General features: G+C 39.1%; 20 protein-coding genes. 13 read left to right on the top strand and 7 right to left on the bottom strand.

Translation table 11 applies throughout. The features are described from left to right. Positions 1-6 precede the first annotated feature (6 nt). The 6 genes from nuoI to nuoN are packed head-to-tail and all read left to right on the top strand — an operon-like array spanning position 7 to position 6,251. Positions 7-549: an NADH-quinone oxidoreductase subunit NuoI gene (gene nuoI, locus DK866_RS00155; protein WP_006533299.1), complete on the top strand. Its 543-nt coding sequence runs from the start codon at positions 7-9 to the stop codon at positions 547-549. Positions 550-561: 12 nt separating this feature from the next. Continuing rightward, entirely contained in the window at positions 562-1,095 is a 534-nt protein-coding gene (gene nuoJ, locus DK866_RS00150) for an NADH-quinone oxidoreductase subunit J (protein WP_072063175.1), read from the top strand. Further along, entirely contained in the window at positions 1,092-1,394 is a 303-nt protein-coding gene (nuoK, locus tag DK866_RS00145; RefSeq protein ID WP_023581731.1) for an NADH-quinone oxidoreductase subunit NuoK, read from the top strand. Before nuoJ ends, nuoK begins: the two co-directional genes overlap by 4 nt. Further along, the gene (gene nuoL, locus DK866_RS00140; protein ID WP_109407242.1) at positions 1,391-3,226 is read left to right on the top strand and encodes an NADH-quinone oxidoreductase subunit L; all 1,836 of its coding nucleotides are present in this window, start codon (positions 1,391-1,393) and stop codon (positions 3,224-3,226) included. The genes nuoK and nuoL overlap by 4 nt, the downstream gene beginning before the upstream one ends. A gap of 19 nt (positions 3,227-3,245) precedes the next feature. Continuing rightward, entirely contained in the window at positions 3,246-4,775 is a 1,530-nt protein-coding gene (nuoM, locus tag DK866_RS00135; protein WP_109399896.1) for an NADH-quinone oxidoreductase subunit M, read from the top strand. 6 nt (positions 4,776-4,781) lie between these two features. Then, the gene (gene nuoN / locus DK866_RS00130) at positions 4,782-6,251 is read left to right on the top strand and encodes an NADH-quinone oxidoreductase subunit NuoN (RefSeq protein WP_109407241.1); all 1,470 of its coding nucleotides are present in this window, start codon (positions 4,782-4,784) and stop codon (positions 6,249-6,251) included. A gap of 59 nt (positions 6,252-6,310) precedes the next feature. Here the strand turns inward: nuoN and DK866_RS00125 are convergent, their stop codons facing one another. Together DK866_RS00125 and DK866_RS00120 are read right to left on the bottom strand one after the other, a co-directional pair. Then, positions 6,311-7,357 (bottom strand): alpha-xenorhabdolysin family binary toxin subunit B, encoded by a 1,047-nt coding sequence (locus DK866_RS00125; protein WP_109407240.1) that lies wholly within the window; start codon positions 7,355-7,357, stop codon positions 6,311-6,313. Between the two features lie 15 nt (positions 7,358-7,372). Then, positions 7,373-8,584 (bottom strand): alpha-xenorhabdolysin family binary toxin subunit A, encoded by a 1,212-nt coding sequence (locus DK866_RS00120; RefSeq protein ID WP_109407239.1) that lies wholly within the window; start codon positions 8,582-8,584, stop codon positions 7,373-7,375. A 211-nt stretch (positions 8,585-8,795) separates the two neighbouring features. Here DK866_RS00120 and DK866_RS00115 point away from each other — a divergent pair, with 211 nt between their 5' ends. The 6 genes from DK866_RS00115 to menE all read left to right on the top strand — a co-directional run bounded on the left by DK866_RS00115 (position 8,796) and on the right by menE (position 16,172). Then, positions 8,796-10,127, top strand: a complete 1,332-nt coding sequence (locus DK866_RS00115; RefSeq protein ID WP_109407238.1) for an isochorismate synthase — start codon at positions 8,796-8,798, stop codon at positions 10,125-10,127. A gap of 352 nt (positions 10,128-10,479) precedes the next feature. Further along, positions 10,480-12,174, top strand: a complete 1,695-nt coding sequence (gene menD, locus DK866_RS00110) for a 2-succinyl-5-enolpyruvyl-6-hydroxy-3-cyclohexene-1-carboxylic-acid synthase (protein ID WP_109407237.1) — start codon at positions 10,480-10,482, stop codon at positions 12,172-12,174. Continuing rightward, entirely contained in the window at positions 12,149-12,916 is a 768-nt protein-coding gene (gene menH / locus DK866_RS00105; protein WP_109407236.1) for a 2-succinyl-6-hydroxy-2,4-cyclohexadiene-1-carboxylate synthase, read from the top strand. The genes menD and menH overlap by 26 nt, the downstream gene beginning before the upstream one ends. 12 nt (positions 12,917-12,928) lie before the next feature. Continuing rightward, positions 12,929-13,786 (top strand): 1,4-dihydroxy-2-naphthoyl-CoA synthase, encoded by an 858-nt coding sequence (gene menB, locus DK866_RS00100; RefSeq protein ID WP_109407235.1) that lies wholly within the window; start codon positions 12,929-12,931, stop codon positions 13,784-13,786. Next, positions 13,786-14,757 carry an o-succinylbenzoate synthase gene (gene menC / locus DK866_RS00095; RefSeq protein WP_109407234.1) on the top strand — a complete coding sequence of 324 codons (972 nt, stop codon included), beginning with the start codon at positions 13,786-13,788 and terminating at the stop codon, positions 14,755-14,757. Before menB ends, menC begins: the two co-directional genes overlap by 1 nt. Continuing rightward, the gene (menE, locus tag DK866_RS00090) at positions 14,745-16,172 is read left to right on the top strand and encodes an o-succinylbenzoate--CoA ligase (protein WP_109407233.1); all 1,428 of its coding nucleotides are present in this window, start codon (positions 14,745-14,747) and stop codon (positions 16,170-16,172) included. The genes menC and menE overlap by 13 nt, the downstream gene beginning before the upstream one ends. 178 nt (positions 16,173-16,350) lie before the next feature. On the opposite strand, the gene DK866_RS00085 is transcribed toward menE, so the two are convergent. Then, on the bottom strand, positions 16,351-17,805 hold the full coding sequence (locus DK866_RS00085) for a catalase (protein ID WP_109407232.1): 1,455 nt from the start codon (positions 17,803-17,805) through the stop codon (positions 16,351-16,353). Between the two features lie 284 nt (positions 17,806-18,089). Between DK866_RS00085 and DK866_RS00080 the strand changes: the two genes are divergently transcribed. After that, positions 18,090-18,632, top strand: coding sequence for a YfaZ family outer membrane protein (locus DK866_RS00080; RefSeq protein ID WP_109407231.1), 543 nt, complete (start codon positions 18,090-18,092; stop codon positions 18,630-18,632). 83 nt (positions 18,633-18,715) lie between these two features. Here DK866_RS00080 and tyrP read toward each other — a convergent pair whose 3' ends face one another. The 4 genes from tyrP to nrdB form a co-directional block, all read right to left on the bottom strand. Next, a complete protein-coding gene (tyrP, locus tag DK866_RS00075) occupies positions 18,716-19,927 on the bottom strand; it encodes a tyrosine transporter TyrP (RefSeq protein ID WP_109407230.1) in 1,212 nt (403 codons plus the stop codon). A gap of 182 nt (positions 19,928-20,109) precedes the next feature. Next, the gene (locus DK866_RS00070) at positions 20,110-20,343 is read right to left on the bottom strand and encodes a YgdI/YgdR family lipoprotein (RefSeq protein ID WP_072068590.1); all 234 of its coding nucleotides are present in this window, start codon (positions 20,341-20,343) and stop codon (positions 20,110-20,112) included. A 90-nt stretch (positions 20,344-20,433) separates the two neighbouring features. Further along, positions 20,434-20,712: a class I ribonucleotide reductase maintenance protein YfaE gene (gene yfaE, locus DK866_RS00065; protein ID WP_109407229.1), complete on the bottom strand. Its 279-nt coding sequence runs from the start codon at positions 20,710-20,712 to the stop codon at positions 20,434-20,436. 25 nt (positions 20,713-20,737) lie between these two features. Then, positions 20,738-21,868, bottom strand: a complete 1,131-nt coding sequence (nrdB, locus tag DK866_RS00060; protein ID WP_109407228.1) for a class Ia ribonucleoside-diphosphate reductase subunit beta — start codon at positions 21,866-21,868, stop codon at positions 20,738-20,740. Positions 21,869-21,878: the final 10 nt, after the last annotated feature.

Below are 21,878 nucleotides of genomic sequence, written 5' to 3'. Positions count from 1 at the left end.
TGAACCATGACTTTAAAAGAGTTATTGACTGGTTTCGGCACCCAGGTACGAAGCATTTGGATGATTGGCTTACACGCCTTCGCCAAACGCGAAACACAGATGTACCCGGAAGAACCTGTCAATGTTGCACCACGCTACCGTGGACGTATTGTATTGACGCGTGATCCCGATGGTGAAGAGCGCTGTGTTGCTTGTAACTTGTGTGCAGCAGTTTGTCCAGTTGGCTGTATTTCATTACAGAAAGCAGAACATGAAGATGGTCGTTGGTATCCGGAATTTTTCCGTATCAACTTTTCTCGCTGTATTTTCTGCGGTTTATGTGAAGAAGCTTGTCCAACAACGGCGTTACAATTGACGCCTGATTTTGAAATGGGTGAGTTTAAGCGTCAGGATCTGGTTTATGAAAAAGACGATTTGTTGATTTCTGGACCCGGCAAATATCCTGAATATAACTTTTACCGTAAAACAGGTATGGCGATTAACGGCAAAGATAAAGGTGATGCAGATGATGAAGCTAAACCTATCGATGTCAAAAGCCTGTTACCGTAAGGAGCGATATTCATGGAATTTGCATTTTACATCGCGGGGCTGATTGCCATCCTTGCAACATTGAGAGTTATCACTCATACCAATCCAGTACACGCATTGTTGTACTTAGTGATTTCATTGATTGCACTCTCTGTGGTTTTCTTCTCGCTGGGCGCCTATTTCGCAGGTGCATTAGAAATCATCGTTTACGCTGGCGCCATTATGGTGTTGTTCGTTTTCGTGGTGATGATGCTCAACTTAGGTAAATCCGTCGTTGATCAAGAGAGAAAGTGGCTACAACCGAAGTTTTGGATTGGGCCAGCACTTTTATCTCTGATGCTATTAGTCGTGCTTATTTATGCAATTAGTAGTGTTACTCACGGTGAAATTACTGGAGAAATAATTGGCGCGAAAGAGGTCGGTATTAGCTTGTTTGGGCCTTATATTCTGGCTGTTGAGTTAGCATCTGTTCTCTTATTGTCAGGATTAATAGTTGCTTATCACATTGGTCGTGATCAGAGCCATGACGATCTCGTCGAAAACGAAAACGCAGGGGAGCAAAAATGATACCTCTTCAACATGGTTTGATCTTGGCTGCGGTACTGTTTGTGTTAGGTTTTACCTGCTTAGTACTTCGCCGCAACCTGTTGTTTATGTTGATCGGACTAGAAATTATGATTAATGCGGCTGCACTGGCATTTGTTGTCGGTGGTAGCTTTTGGGGTCAAACAGATGGTCAGATAATGTATATTCTGGCAATCAGCTTGGCAGCGGCAGAGGCAAGTATTGGTCTGGCATTGTTGTTACAGCTTCATAGACATCGCCAAAACATCAATATTGATACAGTCAGTGAGATGCGCGGATGAATATACTCTATTTAACCATTCTGCTACCACTGCTGGGATTTTTACTGCTCGCTTTCTCACGTGGTCGTTGGTCTGAAAACGTATCAGCATGGATTGGTACAGGTTCGGTTGGTTTATCGGCTTTAGTTGCACTTTGGGCTGGTATGGATTTCTTTGCCAATGGGCAAGAAACTTATGTTCTGACTTTATGGAACTGGATGTCAGCAGGGAATTTTAATATTCCATTCACTCTGGTTCTTGATGGTCTTTCATTAACCATGCTGGGTGTTATTACCGGTGTTGGCTTTCTTATTCATATGTATGCATCGTGGTATATGCGTGGAGAAGAAGGATATTCTCGCTTCTTTGCTTATACCAACTTATTTATCGCAAGTATGGTTGTTTTAGTACTGGCTGATAACATGATGCTGATGTATATGGGTTGGGAAGGGGTTGGCCTATGTAGCTACCTGTTAATTGGTTTCTATTATAGCAATCCTGCCAATGGCGCAGCGGCGATGAAAGCGTTTATCGTAACGCGTATCGGTGATGTGTTCTTAGCTATCGGTATGTTTATCCTGTTTGACCAATTAGGTACATTAAGCTTCCGTGAAATGGCAGTGCTTGCTCCTGAGCAATTAGCAGTAGGTTCAAGTGTTATTAACTGGGCAATGTTAATGGTATTAGGCGGTGCCGTAGGTAAATCTGCACAGCTTCCATTACAAACTTGGTTAGCCGATGCAATGGCAGGCCCAACACCTGTATCTGCATTAATTCACGCCGCAACCATGGTTACAGCAGGTGTGTACTTAGTGGCACGTAGCAATGCGCTATTCTTAATGGCACCAGAAGTACTGGAGTTAGTCGGTATTATCGGTGCTGTGACATTAGTGTTAGCGGGTTTTGCTGCCTTAGTACAAACAGATATTAAACGTATTCTTGCTTATTCAACCATGAGCCAAATTGGTTATATGTTCTTGGCTTTAGGCGCTCAAGCATGGGATGCCGCAATTTTCCACTTAATGACCCACGCTTTCTTTAAAGCGTTACTGTTCTTATCCGCAGGTTCGGTAATTGTAGCCTGCCACCACGAACAGAATATCTTTAAGATGGGAGGGTTACGTAAGAAGATCCCATTTGTTTATGCATGTTTCTTAATTGGTGGTGGCGCATTAGCGGCATTACCACTATTAACAGCAGGGTTCTTCAGTAAAGATGAAATCTTATGGGGTGCGTACTCAAACGGGCATTTTAACTTAATGCTAGCAGGGTTAATTGGTGCGTTATTTACGTCACTTTATACCTTCCGTTTGATTTTCATCGTATTCCATGGTGAAACCAAAACCGAAGCACACCAAGTTAAAGGTTTTACACATACTTTCCCATTAGCGGTATTAGCACTGTTATCAACGTTTATCGGTGCATTAATTACTCAACCGTTAGGTGCTGTGTTCCCTGAAGGAAGCACATCTCATGATGGTAAGTATGTGTTAGAAATACTTTCTGGTGTGGTAGCGATTGTAGGCGTTGCCATTGCAGCATGGTTATACCTGAAACAGCGTCAATGTGTTTCTAAGGTTGCCAATACTCGTACTGGTCGTTTCTTCTCAACATGGTGGTTCCATGCTTGGGGATTCGATGCTCTGTATGAAGTGCTGTTTGTCAAACCTTATAAAGGGGCGGCGTGGCTTATCCAAAATGATCCTGTGAACCAATTCTTTAATTTATTTGGTTGCTTGCTTAAAGGCACCAATAAAGGATTAAGTTTCAGTGAAAATGGATTAGCACGTTGGTATGCGGCTTCTCTCGGTTTAGGTGCAGTGCTGGTTATCGCTCTGCTGCTTCTGGTTTAATTAAGGGACACATTGCGCCATGTTATTACCCTGGCTAATACTTATTCCCTTCATCGGTGGCCTGCTAAGTTGGCAGGCTGAACGAATCGGCTCGCAAGTTCCTCGCTGGGTTGCGTTGCTGACGATGGGATTAACACTCGTTATTTCTGTGCAACTTTGGTTGCAAGGCGATTATCAACTACTCAGTGCTGATGGAGCACCACGCTGGACAGAGTATTACTTTGTGCCGTGGATACCTGCGTTAGGGATCAACATCCAGTTCGCACTTGATGGTATGTCATTGCTGATGGCTGTTTTAACCGCAATTTTAGGTATTTTGGCGGTGCTCTCTTCGTGGAGTGAAAACCAACCATCACAAGGTGCTTTTCATTTTAACCTGCTGTGGATCTTAGCAGGTGTAATGGGCGTATTTTTAGCAACAGACTTGTTCTTATTCTTCTTCTTTTGGGAAATGATGTTGATCCCAATGTATTTCCTGATTTCTTTATGGGGACACAAAGGAAGTAGTGATAAAGCACACGTCAGTGCAGCAACAAAATTCTTTATCTATACACAGGCAAGTGGCCTGTTAATGTTGCTGGCCATTATCGGTTTAGCGGTTGCTTTCTACCGTGAAACAGGTATTTGGACGTTTAGCTATGACACCTTATTACAAGCGCACACCGTATTAGGTACCGAGCTACAATTTATCCTGATGCTAGGTTTCTTCGCTGCATTTGCGGTGAAAATGCCAATTGTTCCTGTTCATGGCTGGTTAGCCGATGCGCACGCAGAAGCACCAACAGCGGGTTCTGTTGACTTATCCGGTATTTTGTTAAAAACAGCAGCTTACGGTTTATTACGTTTTAACTTACCACTGTTCCCAGAAGCATCAGCATTGCTTGCTCCTGTGGCAATGTGGTTAGGTTTAATTACCGTATTTTATGCAGCATTACTGGCATTTCGTCAGACAGATATTAAACGTCTTGCGGCTTACAGTAGTATTTCTCACATGGGCTTTATCGTGATTGCGATTTATGCTGGCTCTGTATTGGCTTATCAAGGTGCTATCATTCAGATGATCACTAACGGTTTGTCAGCTGCAGGTCTATTTATCATGTGTGGCATGCTGTATGAGCGCTTAGGTACGCGTGATATGAATCAAATGGGTGGATTGTGGAAAAGCATCCGTTTCTTACCTGCGTTTTCACTGTTCTTTGCAGTTGCCTCTTTAGGTATGCCAGGAACAGGTAACTTCGTTGGTGAGTTTATGATCCTGTTTGGTACTTATGGCAACTTTAAGCTGATCACGATTATTTCGGTCTTTGGTTTAGTCTTTGCATCTGTTTACGCACTATGGATGATGCAACAGGCTTACTACGGTTCACCGAAAACAGCTGAAAGAACCTATAAAGGGTTGGATCTGAGAGAATTCTTTATCCTGATCACCTTGGTCGTTTTACTGGTTATTTTGGGCTTCTTCCCACAACCAGTATTAGACACCTCGGCATCAGCGATGGAAAATCTCCAGACTTGGTATTCCGCTTCTATTTCAACAGTAAGGCCGTAATTCGCCATGACAATAACTCCTGAACAATTGATCGCAATGCTACCGCTATTAATCGTCGGATTGACGGTGGTGGTTGTGATGCTGTCCATTGCGTGGCGACGCGATCATTTCACCATTGCCACTTTGACAGCAACGGGTTTCATTATTGCGTTGGGATCACTCTATTACGTTAATGCATTAGGCGTCGTTGACGTGACCACGCTTTACCATGTTGATGGATACTCTAGCTTCTTTACTGCGCTAGTTATTCTTTCTGGTATTGGTACTATCGCTTTTGCTTATCCTTGGTTAGAAGGCTATCAAGATAACAAAGAAGAGTTTTACTTGCTGATTGCGATTGCAGTAGTGGGGGGGATTTTACTCTCATCTGCTCATCATTTCGCATCGATGTTTATTGGTATTGAATTGCTGACATTGCCACTGTTTGGTCTTATCGGCTATGCATTCCAACAACGTCCATCACTGGAAGCGGGTATTAAATACATGCTGCTTTCAGCAGCTGCGTCTTCTTTCTTACTGTTTGGTATGGCACTGCTCTATGCAGAAGCAGGAAACCTTTCCTTTACTGCTATGGGACAAAGTTTAAGTGATAGCAATATCCATAAACCATTAGTGCTTGCAGGTTTAGGCATGATGTTGGTGGGAATTGGATTTAAATTATCTTTATTCCCATTCCAATTATGGACACCTGATGTTTACCAAGGTGCGCCAGCACCAACGGGGGCATTCTTAGCCACTGCAAGTAAGATTGGTATTTTTGCAGTTGTGATGCGTTTATTCCTTGAAGCGCCTGCAGCAGATAGTGAAACCTTACGAATGATCTTAGGTTTCATGGCAATTGCCTCTATTCTGTTTGGTAACATTATGGCGTTAACGCAAAAAAGCGTGAAGCGCTTACTGGGTTACTCTTCGGTATCACATCTTGGTTATCTGCTAGTGGCATTAATTGTATTGCAATACAGTCCTGTGCTGGCGCAAGAAACGGCCGAAATCTATTTAGCTGGTTACTTGTTTGCAAGCTTAGGTGCATTTGGTGCAATCGCGGTAGCTTCAAGTCCTTATCGTGAAAGCGAAATGGATTCACTAGAAGATTACCGTGGATTATTCTGGCGCCGTCCTGTTGTTGCTGTAGTTATGTCCCTGATGATGTTATCACTGGCTGGTGTACCAATTACCTTAGGATTCATTGGTAAACTATATGTGATTATTGCAGGTATTAACTCAAGCTTATGGTGGTTAACTGGTATGGTCGTGCTAGGCAGTGCGATAGGTTTATTCTACTACCTACGCGCAGCTGCGATTGTTTTCTTACGTAAACCAGACAATGACAATACGCCAGCGGTTGCAACCACATCACAAAATATGGCGACATTTGTTGCATTAATCTGTGCGATTGTTGTGATTGCATTAGGTGTATGGCCACAACCATTAATTGAATTGACGAATTTTGCGATTATTGCACCTGCTGTAAATTAATCGTAAGAACAAAAAATTCAAATAATAAAACGGCTCTTTTATAGAGCCGTTTTTTATGGTTAATTTTCGGTGTATTTTAATTGTTCTTTATTACTATAATATAAAGTGAAGTTATCTAAGAATGGAAAAAGGGGGATAAGAATTTTTTCCGTTAATGACATATTACTTTTTAAAGTTGTAAATTGTGAATTTATCATTTTCCAAGACTCCTTTAACACGACTAATTGTTCAATGAACTCCCTTAAAAAAAGGTCAATATCAATTAACATATAGTAGTGTTTTAATGTAAATGAAGTATTTTGCTTCTCATTTTTTAATTGGCTAAGTTGTTTTATTTGTGAAAGAAAAAGTGTTGTGAGTTGATGACGAGTTTCAACAATTTTAGCATATGAAAAACCATGGTTTAATGTAGAAAATAACGTATTAAGTATTTCTATCAATGAAGATAAAATACTTTTTTCCTTATTTTCAATGTTAAGTGCTTCAATTTCTGATTTTAAAGGAATAGAGCCATTAAAAAGGTCAAAAAAACTCCGTTTGTTTAAAATATCTTCACTTTGGCGTATGATATCGAGTTCTTGTTTTGTCTTTTCATTTTCATGCTCTAATGTTGCAATTTGAGTTGTTAATGTATTGATGAAATTTTCTTTATCAATAATAAAAGGCATAACCCTATCACTAACAAACTGTGTTTTAAGTTGATTTATTTCTGATGAAAGAAATAAACAATGTTCATCAATGATTTTTTTAGTTTCATTGACTTCATTTAGAAATATATCTAGTATCTCTTTCTTTTCCTCTTCTAATTTTATTTTTAATTCGATACTGAGTGAATCTTTTTTTATCTCATTATCAATTTCATTAACTATTTTAAATGTATCATTAAGTAATTTTTGTCTTAATCTTGTTTTTAAAATAAGTGAGAAATAGATAATATTTTCAATATTTTTATTGTTTCTTTCTATAAATAAGGTTAATTCGTTATTGAAATCATTATTCATGTAACATTTATTATTACTTAAATAAAGAATGTTTCGATAAGCATGAAATAGTTTTGTATGCTCAAATAGTATTTCAGGAGTTACCTGTTTTTTACTATTATTCATAACAATTTCCTTTTGTTAATTTGATGAGTAAAAAGAAGAGAGTGCATTATCAAAAGAAATAAAAATCTCTTTTGAATAGCCAATAACCATATACCAAGGTGAAATGATTTTTTCTAAATAGATACTAAATTTAATGAGTTCTAATGCATTGTTTATTTTATTGAAGTTACTTATTGATGCATCTATCTCTGTTATTATGGCCTGCCAGACATATTCAATATGTTCTAATGCTATATTTGTATCTTCGATAAGTTGTTCTACATCGTCCAATTCAATATAAAGAGAATTTAAATAGAGAGATAAATTAGTATAGATATCTATCTCCTTATTAAGGCTTTTTACTTTTTCTATTGATTCATTTCTCTTTTTGCGTATTTTTTCAGCTTTAGCGCCAAAAATACCTCCTGTAATAATAACGCCAATAATACCTGCCGCAAGTCCTGTAAAAGCAAGACCAACATAGTTTTTATACTCCTCTTTTAATATTTTAATATCTTCAATCAGTAAGTCTCGTTCATCAATGAGAGAGATATTATTACTATTATTGAATTCATTAATGAGTTTTTTTTTGTTAATGACCTCATGATAAATAGATTGATATTGTATATTTCTACTATCTTTCCCACCCATTATTTTACTTCTAAAGGTAGATAAGAGATCTTTTATTTTAAGGGTTTTATCTCGTTCAGTTTCGATATCTTGTTTCATACTTTCTAATATATGAATAAGTTGGGTCGAAATTTGTTTATCCTGATCGGTATATTTAATATTAGCTAATTCTTGATCAGAAAGATCATTGATAACAGTTGAGATTTTGGTTAATAAAGGCATTTGGCTAATAAATAAGATGATATTTTCACCCGTGGATGTTATTTCCCTTCCCATGATTTCTAAATCAATAGCTTGTTGTTTTATTGCATATTCAATTTTATTCCATTCAAATGCATGTTCTCGGATACGAACAAAAAGAGACAAGATATTATCAGAGGAGAGCTGTTGTATGCTTATTTCATTGTAACCAATAAAATTGATAACATCTTCTAATTTGTAAGGGAGTGAAAGTGCTTTGTTAATATAAGATTTTATCTTAATTAAATCATGAGAAGTAACAATTCCGGGTAAGCGCCCATTTTCGTTATCTATTCCGAGTATTAAGCTGAGTGCCTCTTTGGGAATATCGGGCGTTTCGATAATTTTATCTATATGTTCATAGGTGGTTGTATCCATATAACCTCTCTTATGTATAATGATTTTTTATCTATACAGCATGTTCTTAGAATGATTTGTTTACTATTTAGGATTTACAGATTAATGCTTCTACTTTGTAACATGAAAAATACAAAACTTTGATAAATGACAAAGGTTATAATTAATCAGCTCTTTGATAATTCTTATAGAGACGTATAATCTCCCTTTTAATTAGTTGTGGGTATTTGGAGTGGAAAAGGTTAATCCTGTGTTTTCGACACTGTACGAAAAAGTTAAAAAAATAAATCTGACAGCACAAGGTAATCTTTTACATTTGAAAGTCGCCTTGCCGTCAGAGGTTTCGTTCCCATTACTCTCATGGCTTGCTGCCCAGGTGTATTATCCGCAATTTTACTGGCAGCATCGCGATGAGAGTGAAGAAGTGGCAGCATGTGGGCAATTATGTTGCTTCAATCATATTCAAGACGCTCGCCAATTTTTAGCAATTCATCAGTCTGATATAAATATTGATGATGTGCGTATTTGGGGCTTAAATGCGTGGGATACCATTATTCCTGGCCGTATAGATGAGATAAATGGGGATGATGCCTATCTTTTTTTACCTAAAATTGAAATTAGGCGCCACCAGCAACAGCTTTCTGTTCATTTAAATCTACTTGATGACGCTGATAAAAAAGACACCTTAGATTTTCTGCAAACATTAAATCAATCGCTAGATATTGAGCCTCTTTCTGTTTCTGTGACTCAAGTTAATCACTCTTTAACGCAAGAGCAGTGGACTCATTATCTTGATATTGCATTAGATGAAATTAACCAAGGTTTATTTGAAAAAGTAGTGCCAGCAAGGGCTACATGCTTAACATTAGATAATCCACTTAAAGCCATTCAATTTATGAAAGCAAGTCGTGATGTCAATCATCATTGCTATCATTATATGCTGGCATTTTCACCTTCAGATGCCTTTATGGGATCAACTCCTGAAAGATTATATAAACGTGATGATTTGATGTTGTATACCGAAGCGTTAGCTGGAACTGTAGCGAGTTCGGATAATGAGCAACAAGCGACAGCGTTTGCAGATTGGCTGATGAATGACAAAAAAAACCAGCATGAAAATTTGGTCGTCGTTGATGATATTTGTCAACGATTACAAGGTGGTGTTGACGGTATTGATGTCTCTCCAGCTGATGTTATCCGTTTACGTAAAGTACAACATCTTCGTCGTTATATTCATGGAAAATTAATTAATTCAGATGATATTGATTGTTTAAAACGATTACAGCCAACTGCGGCGGTGTGTGGATTACCAAGAAGTGTTGCGCGCACTTTTATTCGTAAACATGAGCCTTTTGAGCGTCGTTGGTATGCTGGATCTGCAGGGTATTTATCGCTTCCTCATGCCGAATTTGCAGTAAGCTTGCGTTGTGGTGAGTTGCACGATGATACCTTGACGCTGTATGCAGGTGCGGGTGTTGTGGCAGGCTCTGATCCACAGCAAGAGTGGACAGAAATTGAAAATAAAGCGGCGGGTTTACGAACATTGCTAGAGAAAGAGAGTTAATTTTCTACTAAAAGTCTGAGTTAGAATAAATAGCATCAGCAATAATCATCATAATTTGATGGGTGTTTTTTTACAGTCAGTTATTTAGTGCTACTCTTCAAATAACCACTGCTAGTTGTTAACTAATTGATGCTATTCTTTAGCACTGTAGCGTTATTTATTCTTGTTCTTAACGATAAAAAAGAGCGCTTTGAAAATAAGGCGGACAATTCGCCTAAATAATGCACTCTTTGAGTGTTTTCTTTAACGATTTATTTAACGAAAACTTCTGTTCATTGAACTAGGCTAAGGAAAAGTATTTAGGAACAGATATTATAATAGCAATTGCAGGTTTTCGTTGTTGGGATGATCAATGTCTAATAGTTCGTTTAATCGCCAATGGGCTAAAGTTATACTCGAAACTTTGACTCGTCATGGTTTACGCCATATCTGTATCGCACCCGGATCACGTTCGACTCCTTTAACACTCGCAGCTGCCGCTAATCAAAAATTAATATGTCATACGCATTTTGATGAACGTGGGCTTGGTCATTTAGCTTTGGGGTTGGCAAAAGCAACCAAAGATCCTGTTGCAGTGATTGTGACATCAGGTACCGCTGTCGCTAATTTGTATCCGGCATTAATTGAAGCGGGATTAACAGGGGAGCGAGTTATCTTTTTAACCGCAGACCGACCGCCCGAATTAATTGATTGCGGTGCAAATCAAGCTATCCGTCAGCAAGGTATTTTTGCAACGCATCCTTCACAAACACTCTCTTTACCACGACCGACAACGGATATTCCCGCAAGCTGGTTAGTTTCTACACTTGATAATGCGATGAATACATTGGTTCATGGCGCATTACACGTTAATTGTCCTTTTGCTGAACCGTTATATGGTGATGATGTTGAAACATTAACACCATGGACTGAGGCTTTAGGGAATTGGTGGCAAAATGATAAACCGTGGTTACAAGAAACTCGCTTTAACGCAGTTTCAACACATCCTCAATGGAATGAGTTACGCCAGAAAAAAGGTGTTGTGATCGCAGGGCGTATTAGCCCAGAAGAAGGTGTTGAAGTCGCAAAATGGGCATCACAATTAGGTTGGCCTTTATTAGGTGATGTATTATCCCAAACTGGACAACCATTACCTTGTGCCGATTTATGGTTGAATAACTCACAAGCAAAATCAGAACTTAATAATGCCGAAATCGTTATTCAATTTGGCTCAAGCTTAACAGGTAAACGTTTATTGCAATGGCAGGTGGGATGTTCTCCCAACACTTATTGGATTGTTGACCCTATTCCAGGACGCTTAGATCCCGGTCATCATCAAGGTGAAAAATTCACATTATCACCCATGCAATGGTTAAGGGCACACCTAGCTGTTGATAATTTACCTTGGGCTAAAGCATTAACGAGTATAGCTACACAAACCTATCAAAAGGTAAGTGAAATAACGAATTATTTTGGTGAAGCACAGGTTGCACATCAATTAGATAAATTACTTCCTAGTGATGGACAGTTATTTGTTGGCAATAGTCTGATAGTGAGATTAATTGATGCTTTTGCTCGATTACCACAAGGTTATCCGGTAATGAGTAATCGAGGTGCAAGTGGTATTGATGGTTTAATTTCAACCTCTGCAGGTGTTCACCGCGCGACAAAAAAGCCAACATTAACAATTTTGGGCGATTTATCGGCACTGTATGATTTAAATAGTTTGGCGTTACATCAACAAGTTTATGCACCTAATGTTATTATCGTAGTGAATAATAACGGTGGGCAAATATTTTCTATGTTACCTACGCCAGAGGCAGAACGAGAACGTTTTTACTGTATGCCTCACTCATTAAATTTCAAACATGCAGCCGCAATGTTTGGTTTGCATTATGTATCACCAACAAGTTGGGATGCACTGTTAACGACTGTTCAGGATTGCTGGACAGGGGCGCCAACAACAACATTAATTGAATTAATTGTTGATGATACTGATGGTGCAAAAACATTAAATCAGCTGGTAAAACAGGTAACATCTCATGACTTTAGCATGTCAGCGATATAATACCCATAATGAAGGGCCTTGGTTAGTTTGGTTGCATGGGCTATTAGGTGAAGGTTGTGAATGGGAGCCTGTCATTCAGGCTTGCCATGAATATCCATCACTTGTGATTGATTTGCCTCGTCATGGTGGTTCTGCATCTATCAGCGCAAAAGATTTTGTTGAAGTGAGCACTTTGTTAACAGACACTCTAAAAGAGCAAGGTATTGATCACTATTGGTTAATTGGTTACTCGTTAGGTGGCAGGATCTCGATGTATCATGCATGTTTTGGTGATACGGCAGGGTTAATGGGATTGATTGTAGAAGGTGGCAACCCAGGTTTAAATGATGCAACAGAAAGGCAAAATCGTATTGCACATGATAAACGTTGGGCTGAGCGTTTTCGTAATGAACCTATTTGTGATGTATTAACACAATGGTATCAACAACCTGTATTTGCTGATCTAAGTGATGAAAACCGACAATTACTGATTGAAAAACGTCGCCATAATGCGGGGTTTTGTATTGCAGAAAGTTTAGAGATGCTTTCTTTAGGTCATCAGCCTTGGCTAGTCTCTGAATTGCAGCAACTCACTTTGCCATTTATTTGGCTTTGTGGTGAGAAAGATAAAAAATTTCAAGCGATAGCGCAGCAATATTCGCTACCATTAACGACTATCCCGCAAGCTGGACATAATGCACATCAGGCACAGCCAGCTGCTTATGCTGCGGTGATAAATCATGTTTTATCCCTCTTTGGTTAAAGGAACCTAATTATGCTTTACCCGAGCGAAGAAAAGTTATATGCACCGATTGAATGGCTAGATTGTTCTGAAGGTTTTGAAGATATTCTCTACCATAAATCAGTCGATGGCATTGCAAAAATTACGATTAACCGCCCGCAAGTGCGTAATGCTTTCCGTCCTTTGACAGTGAAAGAGATGATCCAAGCATTAGCCGATGCACGTTATGATGACACAATTGGTACTATTATTTTAACAGGTGCAGGTGAAAAAGCATTCTGTGCTGGTGGTGACCAAAAAATTCGTGGTGACTACGGCGGATACCGTGATGATAGCGGTACGCATCACCTGAATGTGTTGGATTTCCAACGCCAAATCCGTACTTGTCCGAAACCTGTTGTGGCAATGGTCGCTGGTTATTCTATTGGTGGTGGTCATGTGCTTCATATGATGTGTGACTTAACTATCGCGGCAGAAAACGCTATTTTTGGTCAAACAGGCCCTAAAGTGGGTTCTTTTGATGGTGGTTGGGGTGCTTCTTATATGGCTCGTATTGTTGGCCAAAAGAAAGCGCGCGAAATTTGGTTCTTATGCCGTCAATATGATGCAAAAGAAGCATTAGAGATGGGCTTGGTTAACACTGTTGTACCTTATGCTGATCTTGAAAAAGAAACCGTTCGTTGGTGTCGTGAAATGCTGGAAAACAGCCCAATGGCATTACGTTGCTTGAAAGCAGCATTAAATGCGGATTGTGATGGTCAAGCAGGCCTGCAAGAATTAGCGGGTAATGCAACTATGCTGTTCTATATGACGGATGAAGGTCAAGAAGGCCGCAACGCCTTTAACGAAAAACGTCAACCTGATTTCTCTCGATTTAAACGTAACCCATGATGCGAAACGCCAAACTCTATTCATTCAGCCTACCTGTAGATGCAGGCGTTGTTCTGCGCTATCAAAGGCTAAAAACGCGTGATGGTTTTCTTGTCTGTTTAGAGCAAAATGGCAAACAAGGATGGGGTGAAATTTCACCTCTTCCTGAGTTTAGCCGTGAAACTTTAGAGCAAGCACAAGCATCAGCGCAATCTTGGTTAACTGCGTGGTGTGCGGGTGAAAACCCAGAGCACAGTGAACTGCCAAGCGTGGCTTTTGGCCTAAGTTGTGCATTAGCAGAGCTTGAAGGTACATTGCCACTAGAGGCAAACTATCGCGCGGCTCCTTTATGTAATGGCGATCCTGATGATTTGATTTTAAGCCTTAATGATATGGAAGGTGAAAAAGTCGCTAAAATCAAGGTGGGATTATATGAAGCGGTACGTGATGGGATCGTTGTTAACCTGCTATTAGAAGCCATTCCAGACTTAAAATTAAGATTGGATGCGAACAGAAGCTGGACACCAGCCAAAGCAGAAGGATTTGCGAAGTATGTAAACCCTGCATGGCGTGATCGTATCGCATTCTTAGAAGAGCCTTGCAAAACACCAGAAGAGTCGCTGGCTTTTTCTCAAGCAACAGGAATTAATATTGCTTGGGATGAAACAGTGCGTGATGACGGTTTTGAAGTAAAACTACAAGCCGGCGTTACTACGATTGTGATAAAACCTACGCTGGTGGGAAGCCTTGAACGCTGTCAACTGCTTGTTAAACAAGCGCATGCGTTAGGATTAGATGCCATTATCAGCTCAAGTATTGAAAGTAGCTTCGGGCTGACTCAATTAGCAAGAATTGCACAGTGGTTAACACCTAATAGCATTCCGGGGCTCGATACTGTTGATTTAATCAAACAGCAACTTATTCGTCCTTGGCCAAATGTGGATATTCCACTTATCTCTCTTGAACAGCTAGAGACAGTATGGCAACAGTAGTTCCATTTAAACAATGGCCGTGGCATCACTGGGCACAATTAACCCCAAATGAAACGGCCATCATTTCAGGCAATTCGCCTATTACATGGCAACAATTAAGTTGTCATATTAATCAATTAGCGAACCATTTTATTAAGCAGGGTGTTAATACTCAAAGCACAGTATTGTTACGAGGCAAAAATCATATCAATCTTGTTTTTACACTACTCGCTATTTTTCAATGTGGTGCGAAGGTTTTACCTTTAAATCCACAGCTTCCAAAATCTTTACTTGATGAATTATTACCTCACTTATGTATTGATTTTTATGCTGATTTGAGTGAGATACCGCTAGATTTAAATGCAACATTGCTTGATCTTAGAGGTATTGAGTTAGATAACACGTCACGTCAATATAAAACTCAAACTATAAATGATGTCTTATGGGAGCCATCTCGTATGGCAACACTTATTTTGACATCAGGCTCATCAGGTTTACCCAAAGCTGCGGTGCATACCTTTGATGCGCATCTTTGTAGTGCAACGGGGGTTTTGTCATTAATGCCTTTTGAAAAAGGCGATAGTTGGTTACTTTCTTTACCTCTATTTCATGTCTCTGGGCAAGGTATTTTTTGGCGTTGGTTGTTACGTGGCGCAACTCTAGTGGTACGTGATATGCACCCTTTTGAAAAAGCGTTACAAGGTTGCACTCATGCTTCTTTGGTTCCCACACAATTATGGCGCTTCTTACAAAGTAGAACGCAACAAGATAAGCAACCTGTTACCTTAAAGTCGGTTCTATTAGGGGGAGCAATGATCCCTATTGAGCTAACGCAAGAAGCAGAACATTGGGGAATTCAATGCTGGTGTGGTTATGGTATGACCGAAATGGCATCAACTGTTTGTGCAAAACGTGCAGATGGTAAAGCAGGAGTCGGGTTTCCACTAAAAGGTAAAGAAGTTAGGTTAGTGGATGATGAACTCCAGATAATGTCTGATAGTGTCGCATTAGGTTATTGGTTTGATGGTAAATTAAAACCGCTATCGCTTACGGCTGATGGCTGGTATTCAACGCGAGATAAAGGCTGTTTTAGTGCAGATGAGTGGTGTGTTTTAGGGCGCTTGGATAATCTCTTTTTCAGTGCCGGTGAAGGAATTCAACCAGAAGATATTGAAAAAATCCTTAATACACATCCAAGTATTAGCCAATCTTTTGTGGTCCCTATTGATGATGCTGAATTTGGGCAGCGTCCAGTCGCAGTTGTGGATGCTGATATTGAAATAATCAATCAATTACCACAGTGGTATCACTCTCTATTAGCCGGATTTCAACGACCTGTTGCTTGTTTACAACTTCCTGAAAGCCTTAAAAATGGCGGAATTAAAATCTCTCGTAAACAAGTGCAAGAATGGGTGAAAGGGCAAATGTTGAAGTGATATCTATGCATTTTTCGAACTTCCCCTCAAAAATATATATAAACTTAGTTTGAAGAATGCCTATTTTTGATAATTTATTTTAATAACAGTAAACCATAAAAATTATTAGAGATAATGAAGGCGCCCGAAGGCGCCTTTCTGTTTTGCCGAGTTGCTCACAAGGCTTCTTATTATGCAGTTACTTAACTTCTGCTTTCGCTAAAGCTTTCATTGCTTTTTCAACGCCTGCGCCGTATTCAGGATGGACTTTCTTAAATAAGGCAATTTGGCGTTTTTGTGTATCTTTACTTGCCTGTATTAATTCACCCGCGATACGAGCAAACATACGTTGATGCTCTTCATCACTCAGTAATTCATACAGTGCACGAGGTTGGCTGAAATAATCTTCGTCTTCACGATGGTTCCAGTGATCTGCTGCACCTTCAATAGATAATGGTGGCTCTTTAAAATTAGGCTGTTCTTGGAACATGCCACCATTATTTGGCTCATAAGTAATACCGCTACCACTATTACCATCAACACGCATTGCACCATCACGGTGGTAATTATGGAACGGGCATTTTGGTGCATTAACTGGGATCTGATGATGGTTAACACCTAAACGATAACGGTGAGCATCACCGTAAGAGAATAGGCGACCTTGTAGCATTTTATCTGGAGAGAATCCGATACCAGGAACAATGTTAGCAGGACTAAATGCTGCTTGTTCAACATCAGAAAAATAGTTCTCAGGATTACGGTTTAATTCAAAGTAACCCACATCAATTAATGGATAATCCGCATGAGGCCAAACTTTGGTTAAATCAAAAGGATTATAAGGTACAGTTGATGCTTCTTTTTCTGGCATCACTTGAATTTGTAAATTCCAACGTGGGAAATCACCGCGCTCAATAGCATTAAATAAGTCACGTTGTGAACTTTCTCTATCTTGACCTACGAGTGTTTGTGCTTCGTCATCCATCAGGTTTTTAATGCCTTGTTGGCAACGGAAGTGGAATTTAACCCAAAAACGCTCATTATCTTTATTAATAAAGCTGTAGGTATGGCTACCAAAACCATGAATAAAACGGTAGCTTTGTGGTAAACCACGGTCACTCATATCAATGGTTAATTGGTGTAATGCTTCTGGTAAATGAGAGAAGAAGTCCCATTTGTATGCCATATTACGTAGGTTAGTTTTAGGATCACGTTTTACAACGTGGTTTAAGTCAGGGAATTTCAGCGCATCACGAAGATAGAAAACAGGGGTGTTGTTACCCACCATATCCCAGTTACCTTCTTCGGTGTAAAATTTTAACGCAAAACCACGAATATCACGTTCTGCGTCTGCGGCACCTCTTTCACCAGCAACTGTTGAAAAGCGAGCAAACATTTCTGTTTTTTTACCCACTTTAGAGAAAATTTTAGCGCGAGTATATTGTGTAATATCGTGAGTAACTTTAAATGTACCAAAAGCGCCAGAGCCTTTTGCGTGCATACGTCTTTCAGGAATAACTTCACGATCAAAGTGAGCAAGTTTTTCTAGAAACCAGACATCTTGAAGCAACATTGGGCCACGTGGGCCTGCGGTCATTGAGTTATTATTGTCTACAACAGGTGCGCCAGACGCCGTTGTTAGCTTTTTCTTTTCCATCACATATCTCCAGTTTATGAAATAGTAAACGTTCTAAAAAAATAGCATGTGTGAATAAAACGAAGCGAACAGCCTTATATTTATTATGGTTAATATTGACTGCAATTCCACTTTAACAATATTAAACTCATTAATAAAACCAATTAGACCAATAATATTGATAGACGTAACTTATTTACATAGATTGAAAATTCTACAGATTAGCTTTCAATTTTGACTCAAGTTGTTTAATAAATTTGTTGTATAATTATAAGTTAGGACAATTATTTGCTGGAGTAATAACAATGAAAAAATATTTATTGGTCGGCGCTATAAGTACATTATTTATGGCGGCAAATGCCAATGCAGTATCAATGAATATTCAAGCGGGTGAGCATTATACGGACGTTCGTGCAGGACTAGGTAATCCTAATGCGGGCCTTTCTTTTAATGGTAACTGGGCTCGTAGTGATCATGATGGTCAGTTAGGTAGCTTAGGTGCGAAGTTTGCTCTGCCTTTAGGGCCTTTTTCAGCAAGTGTTGGTGGTAAAGCGCTCTATTTATCACCAAAAAATGGTGATGATGGCGCTGCTTTAGCGGGTGGTGTTGGGCTTAATTGGGATGTTTTACCTTCTTTAAGTGTTTATGGTGAGGCTTATGGCTCTCCTGAAGGATTAACGTCTGGTAGCAAATCTTATTATGAAGCCGATGTGGGCGCGCAATTAACGGTATTTAAACCATTGCATGTCAATGCAGGTTATCGTGTGATTGAAATCGAAAACTCACATAATAGAAGTAATAATAAATTAGCTGATGGTTTCTATGTTGGTGCAGGTTTAAGTTTCTAAGCAAAAACTTGTAGTAACGTTAAATGAAAAGCAGGTGTTGAGCAATCAACACCTGCTTTTTTGTTGTCTGTATAAAAAAGTGATTAACCGACTTGAGGTAATAAACCAAAAGTGATGGCGACTTGAATACCGACCACAACTAAGCCACAAGTAAAGACAACAGCTAATGCACCTTTTCCACCTTTGACTTTGTATTTATCCGTGCTGTGTTGCTCTTGTCTTACTTTCCAAACTAATAAAGCAGGTAGTAGCAATGCCAAAATAGATAATGCAATAGCTGCATAAGCTAATGCTTGTACAAAGTTAGGAAAATAAAGAGCACAAAGTAAAGGCGGAACGAAGGTTAATAAGCTTGATTGCATACGACCTGTAGCACGATTACTGCGTTTAAATAGGTCAGCAAGATAATCAAATAAGCCTAGTGCAACACCAAGGAATGAGGTAGCTAACGCCAATGCAGCAAATAGGTTTACTGCAATATTGACGCGAGGCGTTGCAACGACATCGCGGATAGCGGTAAGTAGGCCATTTAAACCTGATTGTTGCGCCATAATTCCCATAAAGGTATTTGTAGGAATGGCTCCTAATGTGGCAATTTGCCATAAAATATAGGCAACAAGAGGGATTGCACTACCAGTAATAAAGATAATACGTAACTTTTTAATATCGCCATTCATATAACTTACAATACTTGGCACGCTACCGTGGAAACCAAATGAAGTAAAAATAACGGGAATAGCAGAAAGAATAAGCCCGTGAGCGACTGGCATTGACGTTAAATTGACACTTTCAACGTGGGGTAACATCACAACCAGCATAAAGATTAAGAAGAAAACTTTTGCTGTAAATAGCAGCCGATTAATCATATCAACTGATGTGGTACCAATACCTACTACAGCACCACCAATCACTGTAAAGATTATAATACCTTGAGTGACAGAGAGTTCATGACCAATCCAAGAGGATAGGGTAGATGAAAGCAATTCGCCAGCACCGCTGATGTAAGCTGTCGTCAATGCATACATCAATAAGAGTAGAGCAAGTCCAGTGATCACTTGACCACCAACACCAAGATAACGCTTAGCGATTGAACCAAGACCAGTATGAGGATCGTTGTATTGATAAACTTCCACTAGCAAGAGCGCGGTATAACTCATTAATAACCACAGTCCTACGAGTAATAGCATAATAGTACCAAAGCCAATACCCACCGCAGCCAGTGGCATTGCCAACATGCCTGCCCCAATTGTTGTTCCTGCAACAATAAAAACACTACCTATAGTGCGATTTTTCACTAAGTCCTCTGCTCGCTAGCTATTTTATTTATATAAAATGCAGAGTATAAGAATGGTAAATATCTGTCAAATTTTAATTACGTATACTGTAATTATTTCTTTACGGAAAATAAAAAATGAATAAAAAAACGCCAATTAATAAGTATCAATTGGCGCTTAATAGAGGTGATTAATTAAGAATATTAATCGTCAAGCTCTACCATTCGTCTTATCTGGTCACGATTAATTTGTTTCAATTGCCCAGTTTCTGCATCTTTATAGGTAATTAATCCGGTCTTTTCATCTTCTTGGGGCTTATCTGTTGTTAAAATCGTTTCCCCATTTACTGTTTCTATTTTTTGTGGAGTTGAACAACCCGCAACTAATAAAAGTGATGCAGAGATAGCAACAACTGAGAAAATAGAATTTAATTTCATAATGTTTTTCCTTTTTTCATCAATGTAATTTAATTCTAGTCAATGATGGACAACTGTGTTAGAAAAAAAGGAAAATTAAGATAATTCAAATCATTCAGAGCAAATTTCTATTTCAATGTCACTAATCGGATGACAGCTACAAGGTAAGATTTCATCGGGTTGGATAAATGCTAAAGGTTCATTGCGATAGCAAACCTTGCCTTTCACTAAACGTAGACGACAAGAGCCACAATAACCTTCACGGCATTGGTATTCGACTTGGACTTTCCCATGCTCTAAAGCATCAAGCAATGAAGGGTGGGCGTCAGTATGAAATTCTAGTGGTGTTGAAAGACCCTGCTGATGCAGGGTCACTTTATGAGATGCCATAACGTATCAGTGTTATTTCTCGGTATTACAGTTCGAAATTACTCAAGTCATCAGTATCAACTTGTGAATCAATTTGGCCCACAAGATAAGAACTGACTTCAACTTCTTGAGGTGCTACTTGAACGTTGTCAGACACTAACCATGCATTGATCCATGGAATAGGATTTGAGCGCGCTTTAAATGGTAATTTAAGACCTACTGCTTGCATACGAATATTTGTAATATATTCAACATATTGGCAGAGAATTTCTTTATTTAAACCAATCATCGAGCCTTCTGAGAACAGGTATTCTGCCCACTCTTTTTCTTGCTCTGCGGCTTCAACAAACAAGTCATAACATTCTTGTTCACATTCTGCGGCTATTTCTGCCATTTCAGGATCGTCTTGACCTGAACGCAGTAGATTCAGCATGTGTTGCGTACCCGTTAAGTGCAATGCTTCATCACGTGCAATCAATTTAATGATTTTAGCGTTACCTTCCATTAACTCTCGTTCAGCAAAGGCAAATGAACACGCAAAGCTTACATAGAAACGAATCGCTTCTAACGCATTTACACTCATGATACACAAATAAAGTTGTTTCTTTAATTTGCGTAAAGTCACATTAACGGTTTTACCTTGAACATGATGATCACCTTCACCATACATGTGATAAAGGTTAGTTAATCTGATCAACTCATCGTAGTAAGAAGAAATATCACGCGCACGTTTTAAAATTTCTTCATTTTCAACGATATCATCAAATACGACAGAAGGATCGTTAACAATATTACGAATAATATGAGTATAAGAGCGCGAGTGAATGGTTTCAGAGAATGACCATGTTTCAACCCATGTTTCTAACTCAGGGATCGAGATTAAAGGTAAGAATGCCACGTTAGGGCTTCTGCCTTGAATCGAATCCAACAGAGTTTGATATTTTAAATTACTAATAAAAATGTGTTTTTCATGATCAGGCAATGCATTGTAGTCAATACGATCACGAGAAACGTCCACTTCTTCTGGACGCCAGAAGAAGGAGAGTTGTTTTTCAATTAGCTTTTCAAAAATAGGGTATTTTTGCTGATCATAACGCGCTACGTTAACAGGCTGCCCAAAAAACATGGGCTCCTGAAGTTGATCATTTTTAACTTGTGAAAAAGTAGTATAGGACATAGCTTCCTCA

Source organism: Proteus genomosp. 4 str. ATCC 51469 (genome assembly GCF_003144375.1).
Classification (GTDB): Bacteria; Pseudomonadota; Gammaproteobacteria; order Enterobacterales; family Enterobacteriaceae; genus Proteus.
Note: the sequence above shows the minus strand (reverse complement) of the source record. Positions and strands in the feature narration are given on the sequence as shown.

Coding starts and splice junctions, on each gene's coding strand:
- DK866_RS00120 (WP_109407239.1), bottom strand. CDS start 8,584: ATGGATACAACCACCTATGAACATATAGATAAAATTATCGAAACGCCC.
- DK866_RS00070 (WP_072068590.1), bottom strand. CDS start 20,343: ATGAAATTAAATTCTATTTTCTCAGTTGTTGCTATCTCTGCATCACTT.
- nuoM (WP_109399896.1), top strand. CDS start 3,246: ATGTTATTACCCTGGCTAATACTTATTCCCTTCATCGGTGGCCTGCTA.
- DK866_RS00125 (WP_109407240.1), bottom strand. CDS start 7,357: ATGAATAATAGTAAAAAACAGGTAACTCCTGAAATACTATTTGAGCAT.
- nuoN (WP_109407241.1), top strand. CDS start 4,782: ATGACAATAACTCCTGAACAATTGATCGCAATGCTACCGCTATTAATC.
- nuoJ (WP_072063175.1), top strand. CDS start 562: ATGGAATTTGCATTTTACATCGCGGGGCTGATTGCCATCCTTGCAACA.
- nrdB (WP_109407228.1), bottom strand. CDS start 21,868: ATGTCCTATACTACTTTTTCACAAGTTAAAAATGATCAACTTCAGGAG.
- DK866_RS00085 (WP_109407232.1), bottom strand. CDS start 17,805: ATGGAAAAGAAAAAGCTAACAACGGCGTCTGGCGCACCTGTTGTAGAC.
- nuoK (WP_023581731.1), top strand. CDS start 1,092: ATGATACCTCTTCAACATGGTTTGATCTTGGCTGCGGTACTGTTTGTG.
- nuoI (WP_006533299.1), top strand. CDS start 7: ATGACTTTAAAAGAGTTATTGACTGGTTTCGGCACCCAGGTACGAAGC.
- menB (WP_109407235.1), top strand. CDS start 12,929: ATGCTTTACCCGAGCGAAGAAAAGTTATATGCACCGATTGAATGGCTA.
- yfaE (WP_109407229.1), bottom strand. CDS start 20,712: ATGGCATCTCATAAAGTGACCCTGCATCAGCAGGGTCTTTCAACACCA.
- nuoL (WP_109407242.1), top strand. CDS start 1,391: ATGAATATACTCTATTTAACCATTCTGCTACCACTGCTGGGATTTTTA.
- DK866_RS00080 (WP_109407231.1), top strand. CDS start 18,090: ATGAAAAAATATTTATTGGTCGGCGCTATAAGTACATTATTTATGGCG.
- menH (WP_109407236.1), top strand. CDS start 12,149: ATGACTTTAGCATGTCAGCGATATAATACCCATAATGAAGGGCCTTGG.
- menE (WP_109407233.1), top strand. CDS start 14,745: ATGGCAACAGTAGTTCCATTTAAACAATGGCCGTGGCATCACTGGGCA.
- menD (WP_109407237.1), top strand. CDS start 10,480: ATGTCTAATAGTTCGTTTAATCGCCAATGGGCTAAAGTTATACTCGAA.
- menC (WP_109407234.1), top strand. CDS start 13,786: ATGCGAAACGCCAAACTCTATTCATTCAGCCTACCTGTAGATGCAGGC.